The following is a 14,336-nucleotide window of genomic DNA, read 5'->3' on the forward strand; positions in this document are numbered from 1 at the left end:
TCACCTCTCTTTAATTGCAATAACAATACTAACGCAATAGTGAATGATAGTGCCTAAAGGAGGGGAAAGAAGAAAGGAAAATCCCCTTTCTTCTCTACTCCATGTTTCCTAAAGTAGCTGCCATAACAGCTTTAATTGTATGCATTCTATTTTCAGCCTGATCAAATACTTTTGAATGTTTACTGCGGAATACTTCGTCAGTTACCTCCATTTCTTTCAACCCATACTTTTCATAAACTTCCTCACCATACATCGTTTCAACATCATGGAATGCAGGTAAACAATGTAAGAAAATCATATTTTCATTTCCTGTTTCTTTAATCATTTTCATATTTACTTGATAAGGTTTCAATAACTCGACACGTTCAGCAAATTTTTCTTCTTCCCCCATAGATACCCATACATCTGTATAGATTACATCCGCACCCTCAACAGCTTCTTTAACATTACTTGTTACCATTACCCGTTCGTTATATTTTTTTGCTAAATCAATTACTTCCTGTTTTGGCCATAAAGATTCCGGTGTACAAATACGTACATCCATTCCAACGATCGCTCCACCAACTAGTAAGCTATTAGCGACATTATTTCGTCCATCTCCAACGTAAACGAGCTTCACATTTTTTAATTTCCCTACATGTTCTCTAATTGTTAATAAATCTGCAAGTGTTTGTGTTGGATGCCACATATCTGTTAATCCATTCCAAACCGGCACACCAGAATTTTGTGCTAAAGATTCTACAGTTTCATGATTAAATCCACGAAACTCAATTCCGTCAAACATGCGTCCTAACACTTTTGCTGTATCTTCTACAGATTCTTTCTTCCCAAGCTGAATATCACCTTTCCCTAAATATTCAGGGTTTGCACCTAAATCTGTACATGCTACTGTAAATGCACATCGTGTACGAGTTGAAGTTTTTTCAAATAAGAGCGCTACATTTTTTCCTTCTAAATAACGATGTGGGATACCATTTTTCTTTTTCTCTTTTAATTCTGCTGCTAAATCTAGAAAATATAATAATTCTTCTTGTGTAAAATCTTTTTCAGCTAGAAAACTTCTTCCTTTTACATTAGGTCTAGTCATTAACATAATTCATCCCTGCTTTCTCCGTTATTTATACTAAATATCTTTACGAACAATCGGCATACTCATGCAACGTGGACCTCCACGACCACGAGATAATTCCGAACTTAGCACCTCAATAACTTCTATACCATGTTCCCGTAATAAAGCATTGGATACATAGTTGCGATCATATGTAACAACTACTCCCGGCGCAATCGCTAATGTATTCGAGCCATCATTCCATTGTTCACGAGCAGAAGCAATTACATCTCCTCCTCCACAAGGGATAAGAACTAATTCACTTAAGCCTAATACCTCTTTTAATGCTTCCATTAAAGAAGTACGATGTGTAATTTTAAGAGTTTCTTCATCTGAGCCTTTTTCTAAAATATAAATATTCATATTTCCTTTCGGTCCTTGAATGGCCGGATGAATTGTAAATTTGTCATAATCGACCATTGTAAATACTGTATCTAAATGCATAAATGCTCGGCATTTTGGAATTTCTATTGCTAACACTTTCTTAATTTTATTTTGTCGACTAAAGAGATTTTTAGCTAAACGTTCAATTGCTTTAGCTGAAGTGCGGGCAGATACTCCAATTGCAATTGTTTCCTCATTTAAAATTAGCTCGTCGCCACCTTCAATTGGAAACTTATAATCACGATCTAGCCAAATTGGCACATTGTGATTTGCAAATCTTGGATGATATTTAATGATGTACTCCATGAATAATGATTCACGTCTACGCGCCGGTTCTCTCATCTTATTTATCGTTAAGCCATCACTCATGGCAGCTGCTGGATCACGAGTAAAATATAAATTAGGCATTGGGTCTAAGTAAAATGGATAGTGATCTTCCATTAACTCATATAAATGTGTTTTCTTACTTGTTTCAATTTCGTTTTTCCGTACACCACCCATAATTTTTTGAATTAATTCTTCATTTGAAAAGGAAAGTAAATATTCTTTTAAAGTTTGATGTGCAACATTTACGTCAGCCTGTCCTTCTTGTAAAATACGATCAACAAATTCTTCTCGAAGTTTTTTATCTACTAACGCCTCAGCAGCTAGTTTTTCTAAATAAAGAACTTCAACACCCCGATTGCGTAATGTTTGTGCAAAATAATCATGCTCTTTTTGAATAATTGGTAAGTATGGAATATCGTCAAATAATAATTGCTGTAAATAATCTGGCGTTAAGTTTTCCACTTCTTTACCAGGTCGTTTTAATAAAACCGTTTGTAATTCCCCAATCTCTGAAGTAACATGTATCGGATGCTTCATTTGTTGTACCTCCTTTTAAATATGTTTGATGTCTTACAAGTACATAATAAATGCTACACGCTTTTATCTTTGTGAAAGCATCCACATTATCATTGTGAAATATTAAACAAGTTATTTTTTTAAAATCATATAAATTTGTATTTTTATAACACTTCATCCCGCTTTTTCAATAAAAAAATACATATATTACGCATATATGTTGAATATTTAACTTCCGTATTTAAACAAAAATCCTGTTTTTAATTTTTATTAAAAACAGGATTTTGCATCTAAATAATTAAATTTAACCTTTCTTCTAAAATCTCCCTATCTGATTTCGACTGAGAAATTATAAGGCATGTATCATTTCCACATATACATCCTATTTTTTCTTTCCAATCTAACTCATCAAACAGAACACCAATAACATGTGCATTACCGGGTAATGTTTTAATAACCATTAATTGATCTACACAATCAATTTTTACAACAACCTCTCGTAATTTTTTCTTTAACTTTATATCAGTTTGTAAATGCTCTTCTGAGAAAAATTTATATATCATTAATCCTTCTTGAGAAGGTACCTTCGTTAAGTTTAACTCACGAATATCTCGAGAAACTGTAGCTTGTGTTACTAATACATCTTTTTTTGCTAACAATTCTACTAATCTTTCTTGCTTATCTATTTCATACTCCTTTACAAATTGTTTAATTAATCGTTGTCTTTTTTCTTTTTTCATAAAAGACACCCCTTTTAATATTATAGCTCGCTATAATTTTCATCCGAAAGGGACAGAAAAGAATGTTGCGGAAACGTTCATAGTTTATACTTTTTAACTGTAGATATTAAATCTAGCTAAAAAAAGAGAAGAACAGCATTCTGTTCTTCTCTTTTACATCGAAAACTGTTCAATCGTTTGTTTTAAATCGGCTTCTTGCTTCTCTAAATCTTTTAATAATTGATCGATTACCACCATATTTTTGGACTGTTGTAGCGTCACACGCGCCACTTCTTGTGAACCAGCTGACGTTTCCTCTGCAATTGCTGCTACAGCCTTTGTTTGTGATCCTGTTTGATGAATTTGATTCACTTGTTCATTCATATAACTACTAGTTTGCTTCGTAGCATCGGCTACTTCCATAATACTTGATGACATTTCTTGTAAAATTAATTCAGTAGCTTTCCTTGCAGCTTCTTCCAACTTCTGAAGTGGTTTAATTAAAAAAATTGCTGCTCCATATGCTAAAATTCCAGACCATACTACACCTAATAACATAAAGATAATATTATAAACAGTTAGACTTACATAAATTTGAAAATAATCATACATAACGTAAATAAAAAATATGCTTGTTGAATATGTAATGAAAGCTAAAACTGTCGTAAATAGCATAAGCTGTATACGTAAACCATAGGAAAATGTTTTCCTTTCTTTTTCCATCTCTTCTTTCCCCCTTATTTTAAGCAATATAAGTAATACCTATATATTGTTATCCATATTTTCGCTATAGAAAGATATAAAAATTTTAAAAATCATAATTTCCTTGAATATCAAATCTCGCCAAAAAAATAAAGGATTCTGACAATTTGTGACTAATAACAGAAATAAGGGGCAACATTTGTAAATATATTTTTGACTGGGGGTTTTGTATGATTCAAGTTCGAAATCTAGTAAAATCATTTGGTTCACTTGATGTTTTAAAAGGAATCGATTTAGAAGTAAAAGAAAAAGAAGTTGTTGTTTTAATCGGTGCCAGTGGTTCCGGCAAAAGTACATTACTTCGCTGTCTGAACTTTTTAGAAATGTACGATGAAGGTGAAATTCATTTACAAGGTGAACGAATTGATCCAAAGCATTCAAATTTAAACAAAGTCCGTGAAAATGTCGGTATGGTTTTTCAGCACTTTAACCTCTTTCCTCATATGACCTCACTAGAAAACATCATAGAAGCACCTATTCACGTAAAAAAATTGGAGACAGCAGACGCGAAGGATGTTGGTAATCAACTCCTACAAAAAGTCGGCCTACAAGATAAGGCGGATGTAACTCCTCACCTACTGTCAGGTGGTCAAAAACAACGCGTTGCGATTGCACGAGCTCTTGCTATGAATCCTAAAATTATGCTATTTGATGAACCTACCTCAGCCTTAGACCCTGAACTCGTTGGAGAAGTATTGCAAGTTATGAAAGAACTTGCTGAAGAAGGAATGACAATGGTTATTGTTACTCATGAAATGAATTTCGCAAGAGATGTAGCTGATCGCGTCATCTTTATGGATGACGGGAAAATTGTAGAGGATGCTCCACCAGCGCAATTCTTTTCAGCTCCATCACATGAACGAGCAAAACAATTTTTACGTAACGTTTTATAATGTGACTTCTATTTCAAACGTAAAGAAATACATTCATACGGTGCACAACTAATTGTCCAAATAAAATATCTCGATAACATACTTAAAACCATCCGTATGATCAATATATAGGAGGGGTTTTATGAAAAGAAAACTATTAACTATTGTTGCGAGTATTACACTATGTACATCCTTCATACTAGGAGCCTGTAGTAAGGAAAGTTCGACTACTTCATCAAATGGTGAAAAGGAATTTCGTTATGCGATGAGTGGATTATACAAACCTTTTAACTATAAAGAAAATGACGGAAAACTTGCCGGATTTGATGTAGAAATAGGTGAGGCGCTCGCGAAAAAGATGGGAATGAAACCCGCTCCTATTACAAATCCGTGGGAAACGCTAATTCAAGGTCTACAATCAAAAAAATATGATGCGATATTAGGAAGTATGGCCATTACAGAAGAACGATTAAAAGCTGTTAGTTTCTCAGACCCATATTATCGCTCTGGTGCCCAGATTTTCGTAGCTAAAAAGAATACATCTATCTCTTCTCCAGAAGATTTGAAAGGAAAGAAAATTGGTGTTGTAAAAGCTAGTACCTTTAAAACTCTTGTTGCAAAACATACAGATCAAATTACAGAATACGATAGTGATATTACCGCTCTTATGGACTTAGAGCCTGGGCGTGTTGACGCAGTAATCACTGATCAAATGGTTGGTCTTCGAATGATTAAAGAAGGTAAATCAAATATAAAAGAAGCTGGAAAACCATTAAATCTTGATGAAATGGGAATTGCTATTCGCAAAGATGATAAAGAAATGGTTGAGAAAGTAAATAAAGCTTTAAATGAAATCATTAAAGATGGTACGTACGAAAAGATTAGTAAAAAATGGTTTGGTCGTAATATTCTTGGAGAAGAGGCAAAAACGAAGTAAGTTAACTATTCAAAGATTCCATAAATCATGCCCCACTTTTTATGTGGGGTATTTCATTCCCTACTAAAATCTATACACTATGAGGTGAAACGCATGTTTGAAATTTTTATCTCTACCTACCCCACACTTTTAAAAGCTACTATTATCACATTACAATTAACATTAACTTCCCTAGTACTCGGCTCATTAATTGGATTACTATTCGCTTTTTTTCGAATCTCTAACAATAAAGTTCTAAATAGTATCGCTCATGTCTACATCGCCATTATTCGTGGTACACCTTTAATTGTTCAAATCGCAATTCTCTATTTTGGTATTACATCTGTTGTTGTGTTCACCCCTTTTTGGGCAGGAGCAATTGCTTTAGCAATTCATAACGGTGCATATATTACCGAAATTTTCCGTGGATCCATTCAATCCGTTGACCGTGGACAATTAGAAGCTGCTCGCTCTTTAGGCATGCCTTACCCTTTGGCGATGCGCCGAATTATATTACCACAAGCATTTCGTCTATCTCTTCCTCCTCTAGGTAATCAATTTATTATTGGATTGAAAGATTCCTCACTTGTTGCTTACGTAGGACTGTCCGAATTATGGGGATCGGGTTTATCAATTGCCGCAAGTAACTTCCAACAATTAGATACATATGTAATCGTTGGTTTATATTATCTCGTACTCGTTCTCCTATTTACTTATTTTGTTAACCTTTTAGAAAAACGATTACAGCGCAAAGAGACAAACTCTATCCAAGTCCATACAAAGAATAAAAAAGAAGTTTCTTTATAAAAAAAAGCAAGCCTGAGATGGCTTGCTTTTTCACTGCAAAATATATCAACTTTTACTGATTTACTTTTTTAATACTCTCTTTTTCCTCTATATGTTCCTCACGATATGAAATATTATGAGGATCTAGGCCATTTCCTAAAGAACCATAGAAATGCTCCCTATGCGGATCAACTAATTCACTTCCGTGATAATACACACGTGGTGTATTCCAAAGCGCTGCCAATGCTTTCGTCATCGGCATTTCGTGATAGCGTTCTGGCCACATTTCTTTAATTTTATCTTTTACTAATGGATAGTATTTAGAACTCATAGCAGGAAACAGATGATGTTCTGTATGGTATGAGAAATTGAAATGTAAAACGTCTACCCAACGCGGCACTGTTACTGATAAACAGTTTGCTAAAGGATCATTTACTGGAACAATTGGATTTAAGCGGTGATTTGTTGCGATATATGCCATTACAATGAAGTTAGCAATTAACAACGGAATCACATATGCAAATAACCATTTTGCAGGTCCCATAATAAACAATAAACTAATCCAAACTGTCCAGGGCAAAAGAAGTTGCAGCCATACAGATTTTTGATTGGATGACTTAAATTCCTTTATAAAATGAAAGAACATTCGAGTCGAATGTAACGTAAATTGAATTGTTAGTGATAGGAAACTAAAGAATGAACGTACATGAAGAGGCATGCGATATACCCAACTCAAAAACTTACTCTTTTTAAGTTTCTCAAGTGTTGGCCATGCATCTGGATCATTCTCTTCATGCTGTGTGTGAACATGATGCGTTGCATTATGCCACTTTCTCCAAAGTTTTGGACCAGTTGATAATGGCATAAATGCTATCGCACCTAAAAAATCACGAAGCCATGCCTTTCTTACAACTGTTCCATGTAAAATTTCATGTCCTAAAAATCCAAGTGAAGCAAAACATAATCCAAGAACAATTGCAATTCCTAGATTTGCCCACACATTCAATTCAAATACACCGATCGTTATTAAACCAGCCAATGCCACAAGTAAATAAGCCAGTCCACCAAATAAACGAGTAGGAACTGGTTTAAATGCTTTTTTCGGCAAATGTGGTGATACACGCGCTGCATACCACCCAAACGTATGAAGCTCCTTCATCCTTTTGCCCCTTTCTTATGCCGCGCCCTGCGCAACTTGCATATATTAATTCTTGCTTCCAGATTGATTTTACTATGTGATCCAAAAAGCATTTATCATAAGGAAAATATACTCACTCTATCGTCACTTATTTTTCCGCTTTTATTATCAATGAAAAACATTTCTCTTTTTACTCTCTATCAACCTTTCCACATGATGAATCATAACAATAGACTTTCTGTATTGTCAACAACTTTTATGACCTAGTAATAAAAGTTGGTTATATTTTTATAATTATACTTTATTTCACTAAAGAAAAAGCATAGATTTCATAAGGCTTTATCCGCTATATATACACATCCACTTAAACACCATATCCTCTATCCTATTCAAGAACTCTCTATATAATCAACAAATTGAATCATTTGAATTGAGTTTTATATAAATCCTACTTCTTCATACTGCCCCTAATAAAATAATTATATTAAAATAACTTTATCTTTCGTTTGATAAAGTGAAACTTTAATCAGTGGGGGTTTTGTTCATCCCCCACTGATTATTAGCCTTCACCAATCGGGCTTTTACGGGCAGCAGGGCTCCAGCCGAATTTTGAGTTGGGAGTTTTACTACCCACAAATAGCGGGATAAAAATAGGATGCTACGAAAACAACATACATGAATTCCATATAATATGGAAATATTAAAAGGAAAATTGTTCTAATTTAGGAGGTTTCCAAAATGACAGATGACACATTTCCGCAGTTACCATCATCCTATTGGATTGAATCTACTCAATTGCCTACTTTTCCTCACCTATCCGAAAATATAAAGACAGAAGTTGCTGTTATCGGCGCTGGCATTACAGGCATTACCACCGCCTATTTACTCGCTAAAGAAGGAATGAAAGTCGTTTTAATTGATTCTGGCTCTGTTTTAAATGGAACAACTGGGCATACAACCGCAAAAGTAACAGCACAACATGATCTTATTTACGACGAACTAATAAATCATTTCGGTGTTGAACAGGCCAGGATTTACTATGAATCAAATAATCACGCTCTACAATTCATAAGTGACACTGTGCAAACATATAAAATCGACTGTAATTTCACAAATGAAGATTCGTATTTATATACAACTACCAATAATGGACTGCGAAATTTAACGAAAGAATATGAAGCCTATCAAAAATTAAATATTCCTTGTGAATATGTTCAATCCCTGCCGCTTCCTATTCCCTTACAATCTGCACTTGTGATGAAAAATCAAGCGCAATTCCATCCCCTCCTTTATTTAAAAACACTTTTAGAAAAGTTTGTTGCGATGGGCGGAAAGGTTTATGAACAAACAACAGCTATTGATGTGGAAAAAGGAGATTATCCACAAGTAATTACAAAGGGTGACCATCGCATCACTTGTAAATATATTGTCTCTTGTTCACATTTTCCTTTTTATGATGCTAATAGCTTTTTCTTTACGCGAATGTATGCAGAACGCTCCTATGCTCTCGCAATAAAAGCAAAAACGGATTATCCAGGCGGCATGTATTTAAGTATCGATGATCCAAAACGCTCCTTACGTTATATGACAAGCAATGGAGAAAAGCTGATATTAATTGGCGGAGAGAGCCATAAAACAGGACAAGGAATTAATACGATGCTTCATTACGATGCACTATATTCCTTTGCTGAAGCTACTTTTGGAGTAGATGAAGTTCCCTATAGATGGTCAGCACAAGATTTAATCACTCTAGATAAGCTTCCTTATATCGGACATATTAACGAAAGGAATCCAAATATATTTGTTGCAACTGGCTATCGTAAATGGGGTATGACAACTGGAACTGCTGCAGCCCATTTACTGAAGGATTCCATTCTAAAAATCCAAAATCCTTATAAAGAACTGTTTGCACCATCACGCTTTCATGCAAATCCGGATATAAAAACATTTCTCTCACAGAACATTGATGTTGCTAAACATTTAATTGAAGGAAAAATTGAAACCGCATTACGTAAACCAGAAGATCTTGAAGTTGGCGAAGGATCTGTAGTACATGTAAATGGGAAACGCGCAGGTGCTTATAAAGATAAAGAAGGAAAATTACATATCGTCGACACCACTTGTACGCACCTCGGCTGTGAAGTTGAATGGAATAACGGTGATTGTACATGGGATTGCCCTTGCCATGGTTCCCGTTTTTCAATTGAGGGCGACGTTATTGAAGGTCCTGCAGATCAACCATTAAAACGAGTTGATAACGAGTAAAAAACAAAGAAGTTCAACAAGAATCCTGTTGAACTTCTTTGTTTTTCATGACACCTTTTCATATAAATTTCGACACAAGCAGGGAAATATTAACATTAAATAAAATAATATATTCATCTACAAATAAAAGGGGTGAATACTATGCAACCTTCTGCTCCACCTCATCTAGAAGCTACAGAAACTATCTTTTCAAGCTCTATTACAAAACTTGTTGTTTTTATTTGTTGGCTCGCCATTCTAGCTGACGGATATGATTTAGGTATTTACGGCGCTGTTCTGCCAAAGCTTCTAGAAGACAACAGCTGGGCGCTATCACCAGCTCAAGCTGGAACAATTGCCAGCTATGCTCTATTTGGGATGTTTATTGGCGCTATTCTAGTCGGAACCATTACAGATTTAATTGGACGAAAGTGGACACTTATATGCTGTTTAGCTCTTTTTTCTATCACAATGGGCTTAGCTGCAATTGCTCCTTCTCCTGAATTATTTGGGTTATCTCGATTTATCGGAGGAATCGGATTAGGCGGTGTTATCCCAACGGCTTCAGCACTTACTGTTGAATATTCACCAAAAAAACGGCAATCTTTTATTTACGCTCTTATGTTTACCGGCTATCCTTTAGGTATCGTGTTAGGTGCTATTTTATCCATGTTTATGTTAGAAGATTTCGGATGGAGAATTATGTTTGGCATCGGAATGATTCCGCTACTCCTCATTCCTTTCATTATTCGTTATTTACCTGAGTCCATTCAATTTTTATTATCACGGAATCGACAAGAAGAAGTGAACAAAATTCTTAATCGCTTTCAAATTGAATTCCATGTAAAAAATGAAATTCCTGAAACACCATCTAATATACAAAAGAAAAATGGATTTCTTACGTTATTCTCAAAAGAGTACATAAAAGCAACGCTACTTTTTTGGATTACTTATATAATGGGAATGTTTTTAATCTATGGTTTAAATACTTGGTTACCACAGATGATGCGCCAGGCAGGATATCCTCTTGGATCTAGTTTATCATTTCTACTTATGCTAAATATTACTGCAGCTATCGGCGCATTATTTGCCGGGGCAATTGCCGATCGGGTAGGAGCAAAAATTGTTATTAGCATCTCCTATCTTATGGCAGCCATATGTGTTGGACTGTTAACAATTCAACCATCTGTTACAATCATTTATCTTTTAATTGGTCTTGCTGGAATTGGATCTGTCGGTATTACTCAAATATTAAATGCTTATGTAACACAATACTTCCCATCACATATACGAGCTACCTCCTTAGGATGGGGACTTGGACTTGGCCGAGTTGGTGCGATTGCTGGCCCTATTCTTGTCGGTATTATTATGACAATGCAATATGACTTGGCGTGGAATTTTTACTTATTCTCCTTTGCAGGTCTTATCGCAGCTATATCTGTTTTCTTTATTCCTACAAAATAAAGTGAAACTTTAATCAGTGGTGGGGTGCATCCCAGCTGATTATTAGCCCACACCAATTAGGCGCTTACGGGCAGTAGGCTCCCACAAATCGCGGGATAAAAAAGAGCACAAATTTATTTGTGCTCTTTTTGGTATACTTCAAACAACATGTTTCTAAATAGTGTATTCAAACTCTCAATATCAATCCCTAATCCCTTTTCAATCCCTTTCACGTATTGCTGATAATAATCAATTTGTTCTTCTAAAAATTGATTTAACACCTGAATTTTCAATCCAACATCTAATTCCGTACCTGCTTTTTTCTTTACTAACAATTTCTCAATCTCATTCAATACACTACGTTCTATAGATAGTTCTGTAATTAATCGGTCAAATTCTACTGGAGGTAATGTCCCTTTCTCTTCTAGCCATTGACAAGCTAAAATAGGACGTAATACATAAAAGTACTTTTTCAACTTTACATTCTCGCCTTGCAAAAATTCACGATAATTTTTTGAAGCCATATGTAAGTAATGATATATCGTTGCCTTTGGATCAAAATTCTTTTCACTCATTTGCTGAAGCTGCTCTGGAAAATTAGAGTTTTTCGAATAAAAAATTGGTGATCGAATCCACTCAAGTAAAGCTGGATTTGACTTCGCGAATAGTTGCAATGCCTTTTTAATATCCCAGCCACTTATATCTAAATCATCACTAATCGGATATTCAATTACATCTCGTTTATCATGAATTGATAAATACCATTCTAATGGATGTATATAAACAAACCTAACATCATAATCACTATCTTTCGATGGAAATCCCCAAGCACGACTCCCTGATTCCACTGCAAATAAAATTTTCACATCATTCTCTTGCTCAATTCTTTCTAGCTCTAATTCAATTTTCCCTCTCATTTCATACCATCCTCATGTTTTGATTATTTCCCTGGAAATTCGACAAATATACGCCTGGTTTTATTATATATTAAAACAGCTGTCAGACAATTTCTGACAGCTCAATAAAGCACCTATTTTTTCTTTTCCATTACAGTAGCCGCAATGCGTTCAAACTCTTTTTGAATCTCATCTTTAAATGCATCCACTTTTGAATAATCCATAGCAGAAATATAAATTCTTTCTAATTTATCACGGACCGATTTTGCTTTTGCTAAGAAAGACATCGCCTCATTCATTTTTGTTTTATACTGAATTGATACGTCACGAATTTCTGTAGCATACTTCTCATCTGTCCCTGGTGTAACAATGAGGTCATACATATCAATAACCTCGTCACCTTCGCGACTTGGAAAGTATTCATGCGGTGCGGTGCTATCAAAAATTGCAAATCCCAGTTCTCTTACGATAATCATATCAAGACTATTCGGATCAAATCCACAATGATATACTTCTACTTCAAATCCTTTTTCTTCTGCTACCTTTGCTAATTTTTTAAGCATCGTTGATTTTCCAGAACCCGGGCGCCCTTTTATAAAATAGCGATGCGGGAGCCCTTCCGTTAAATTAGGAACGAAATCAACTGCTCCTTTCGGTGTAGCAGCTCCTAGGAATCGATGTTTCACAATCGAATTTTTTCCACTTTTATCTGTAAATAGTTTCTGTATAAACTGATCTGTTAATTTGTTTGCTTTATTAAAATCAATGTTACTAATATATATTTTTTCCCACTCATCATGTATTTCCAGAGCCTCTTTAAAACAACCGTAAGCTGCTTGAAAGGCTTTACTCGCCTCTGAAACGAATCGTTCAATCTCTAATTTTTTCTCTCTTAATTTACCTGCGTCCCAAGCAACACCTAAATTTATATACTCTTCAACAACTCCAGGCATTTTCGGCTCAATAACGTGCGGTGATGTACCGTCAACAATCCCTACTTTTAATTTTGGAATAATCACACCATCAACTGATTTATTGTCAGAAGAACAATGTAAAAGTTCAATATTATACCCTTTATCGACCCATTCACGCCCTATTGCCTTTATTAAAGAAGATTTTCCCGTTCCTGGGCCTCCCTTTAAAATAAACAACCTGTCTAGCCCCTTCAAATTCTCTTCGTATAAGCTGTGAAATCCTCTAGCTGTATTTCCACCAGCATAATAATTCAATACATTACCTGTCACTGCACTCACTCCTTCGCAGCATTCTATTTACATAAGCTACAATATGCGAGCCACCTTATTTGGGTGAATACCTATTTTGTATTGCACTAAAAAAGGAAATGAATTACAATTTAATTATTAAAAAAATCAAAATATTAAAACTGAATATATCTTTATCAAGAGAGGCAGAGGGACCGGCCCTTTGAAGCCCAGCAACCTCAGTTTATACAAACTGAATAGGTGCTAATTCCTGCAAAATGCAATGCATTTTGAAAGATAAAACTTAACCATTGTGTGCAAAACTCATCTTTCTTGATTATGAAAGATGAGTTTTTTATATTTTAAAACATATATTGGAGGTATTTAAAATGAAAGTAATCGACCTATCACAAACATTTGAAAACAATATGTCTCAATTTCCTGGAACACCAAAAATCCAACTAGAAGCAATTACAAACGTTGAAGAGACGGGCTATCAAGTTACAGATTTTCATTCTGTCGTTCATGTAGGTACACATTGCGATGCCCCTGCGCATTTCATTTCAGGTGCAACCACTATTGATCAATTACCCCTAAAACAATTTGTAGGTGAGGCCGTTCTTATCGATGTAACTCATATCCAAGAGAGAAAGTTGCCTAAGGAAGTATTGCATAATACCGATATAAAAGAAGATGATATTGTCATTTTCCATTCCAATCTATCTAATAAGTGGAATACAGCAGCTTATGAGAAAGAAGCGTTTTATCTTTCCGAAGAATTAGCTGAAGAACTGGTTCAATTAAAAGTAAAATCAGTCGGTTTAGATTTCATTTCTCCTGATGAGGTAACGACAGAAACATCACCGATTCACCACATATTACTAGGGAATAACATTTACTTAATTGAAAACTTAACAAATCTAGATGCTATTAAAGCGAAACGTTTCTTTTTCTCAGCAGCACCTTTAAAAATTAAAGATAGTGACGGTGCTTTCGCAAGAGCATTCGCTGTTATTTTTTAAA

13 protein-coding genes and 1 riboswitch are annotated in these 14,336 nt (G+C 34.9%); of the genes, 6 read left to right on the forward strand and 7 right to left on the reverse strand.

The window, feature by feature from the left end; translation table 11 throughout:
• Window positions 1-94 precede the first annotated feature (94 nt).
• The 4 genes from argF to JDS80_RS13505 form a co-directional block, all read right to left on the reverse strand.
• Entirely contained in the window at window positions 95-1,093 is a 999-nt protein-coding gene (gene argF, locus JDS80_RS13490) for an ornithine carbamoyltransferase (RefSeq protein WP_199638849.1), read from the reverse strand.
• A 30-nt stretch (window positions 1,094-1,123) separates the two neighbouring features.
• Window positions 1,124-2,356, reverse strand: a complete 1,233-nt coding sequence (gene arcA, locus JDS80_RS13495; protein ID WP_071772383.1) for an arginine deiminase — start codon at window positions 2,354-2,356, stop codon at window positions 1,124-1,126.
• 269 nt (window positions 2,357-2,625) lie between these two features.
• A complete protein-coding gene (gene argR / locus JDS80_RS13500) occupies window positions 2,626-3,075 on the reverse strand; it encodes an arginine repressor (RefSeq protein ID WP_199638851.1) in 450 nt (149 codons plus the stop codon).
• A gap of 153 nt (window positions 3,076-3,228) precedes the next feature.
• The gene (locus JDS80_RS13505; RefSeq protein ID WP_199638853.1) at window positions 3,229-3,777 is read right to left on the reverse strand and encodes a hypothetical protein; all 549 of its coding nucleotides are present in this window, start codon (window positions 3,775-3,777) and stop codon (window positions 3,229-3,231) included.
• Window positions 3,778-3,986: 209 nt separating this feature from the next.
• Here JDS80_RS13505 and JDS80_RS13510 point away from each other — a divergent pair, with 209 nt between their 5' ends.
• The 3 genes from JDS80_RS13510 to JDS80_RS13520 all read left to right on the forward strand — a co-directional run bounded on the left by JDS80_RS13510 (window position 3,987) and on the right by JDS80_RS13520 (window position 6,411).
• Window positions 3,987-4,709, forward strand: a complete 723-nt coding sequence (locus tag JDS80_RS13510) for an amino acid ABC transporter ATP-binding protein (RefSeq protein ID WP_000616929.1) — start codon at window positions 3,987-3,989, stop codon at window positions 4,707-4,709.
• 121 nt (window positions 4,710-4,830) lie between these two features.
• Entirely contained in the window at window positions 4,831-5,625 is a 795-nt protein-coding gene (locus JDS80_RS13515; protein ID WP_199638855.1) for an ABC transporter substrate-binding protein, read from the forward strand.
• A 93-nt stretch (window positions 5,626-5,718) separates the two neighbouring features.
• Complete coding sequence (locus JDS80_RS13520; RefSeq protein WP_242477359.1) at window positions 5,719-6,411, forward strand: amino acid ABC transporter permease; 693 nt, start codon at window positions 5,719-5,721, stop codon at window positions 6,409-6,411.
• Between the two features lie 52 nt (window positions 6,412-6,463).
• On the opposite strand, the gene desB is transcribed toward JDS80_RS13520, so the two are convergent.
• The gene (gene desB, locus JDS80_RS13525) at window positions 6,464-7,549 is read right to left on the reverse strand and encodes a Delta(10) desaturase DesB (RefSeq protein WP_199638858.1); all 1,086 of its coding nucleotides are present in this window, start codon (window positions 7,547-7,549) and stop codon (window positions 6,464-6,466) included.
• Window positions 7,550-8,266: 717 nt separating this feature from the next.
• On the opposite strand from desB, the gene JDS80_RS13530 reads away from it, so the two are divergent.
• On the forward strand, window positions 8,267-9,793 hold the full coding sequence (locus JDS80_RS13530; protein ID WP_199638860.1) for an FAD-dependent oxidoreductase: 1,527 nt from the start codon (window positions 8,267-8,269) through the stop codon (window positions 9,791-9,793).
• A gap of 141 nt (window positions 9,794-9,934) precedes the next feature.
• Entirely contained in the window at window positions 9,935-11,236 is a 1,302-nt protein-coding gene (locus tag JDS80_RS13535; RefSeq protein WP_199638862.1) for an MFS transporter, read from the forward strand.
• Window positions 11,237-11,349: 113 nt separating this feature from the next.
• Here JDS80_RS13535 and JDS80_RS13540 read toward each other — a convergent pair whose 3' ends face one another.
• Together JDS80_RS13540 and JDS80_RS13545 are read right to left on the reverse strand one after the other, a co-directional pair.
• Window positions 11,350-12,132: a nucleotidyltransferase domain-containing protein gene (locus JDS80_RS13540; RefSeq protein WP_199638864.1), complete on the reverse strand. Its 783-nt coding sequence runs from the start codon at window positions 12,130-12,132 to the stop codon at window positions 11,350-11,352.
• Between the two features lie 113 nt (window positions 12,133-12,245).
• Complete coding sequence (locus tag JDS80_RS13545) at window positions 12,246-13,355, reverse strand: PRK06851 family protein (RefSeq protein ID WP_199638866.1); 1,110 nt, start codon at window positions 13,353-13,355, stop codon at window positions 12,246-12,248.
• 149 nt (window positions 13,356-13,504) lie between these two features.
• A riboswitch (SAM riboswitch) is annotated at window positions 13,505-13,617 on the forward strand.
• Window positions 13,618-13,702: 85 nt separating this feature from the next.
• Between JDS80_RS13545 and JDS80_RS13550 the strand changes: the two genes are divergently transcribed.
• Entirely contained in the window at window positions 13,703-14,335 is a 633-nt protein-coding gene (locus JDS80_RS13550; protein WP_071735259.1) for a cyclase family protein, read from the forward strand.
• The last annotated feature ends 1 nt before the right edge of the window (window position 14,336 follow it).

Source organism: Bacillus cereus group sp. N8, from assembly GCF_016483685.1.
Taxonomy (GTDB): Bacteria; Bacillota; Bacilli; order Bacillales; family Bacillaceae_G; genus Bacillus_A; species Bacillus_A proteolyticus.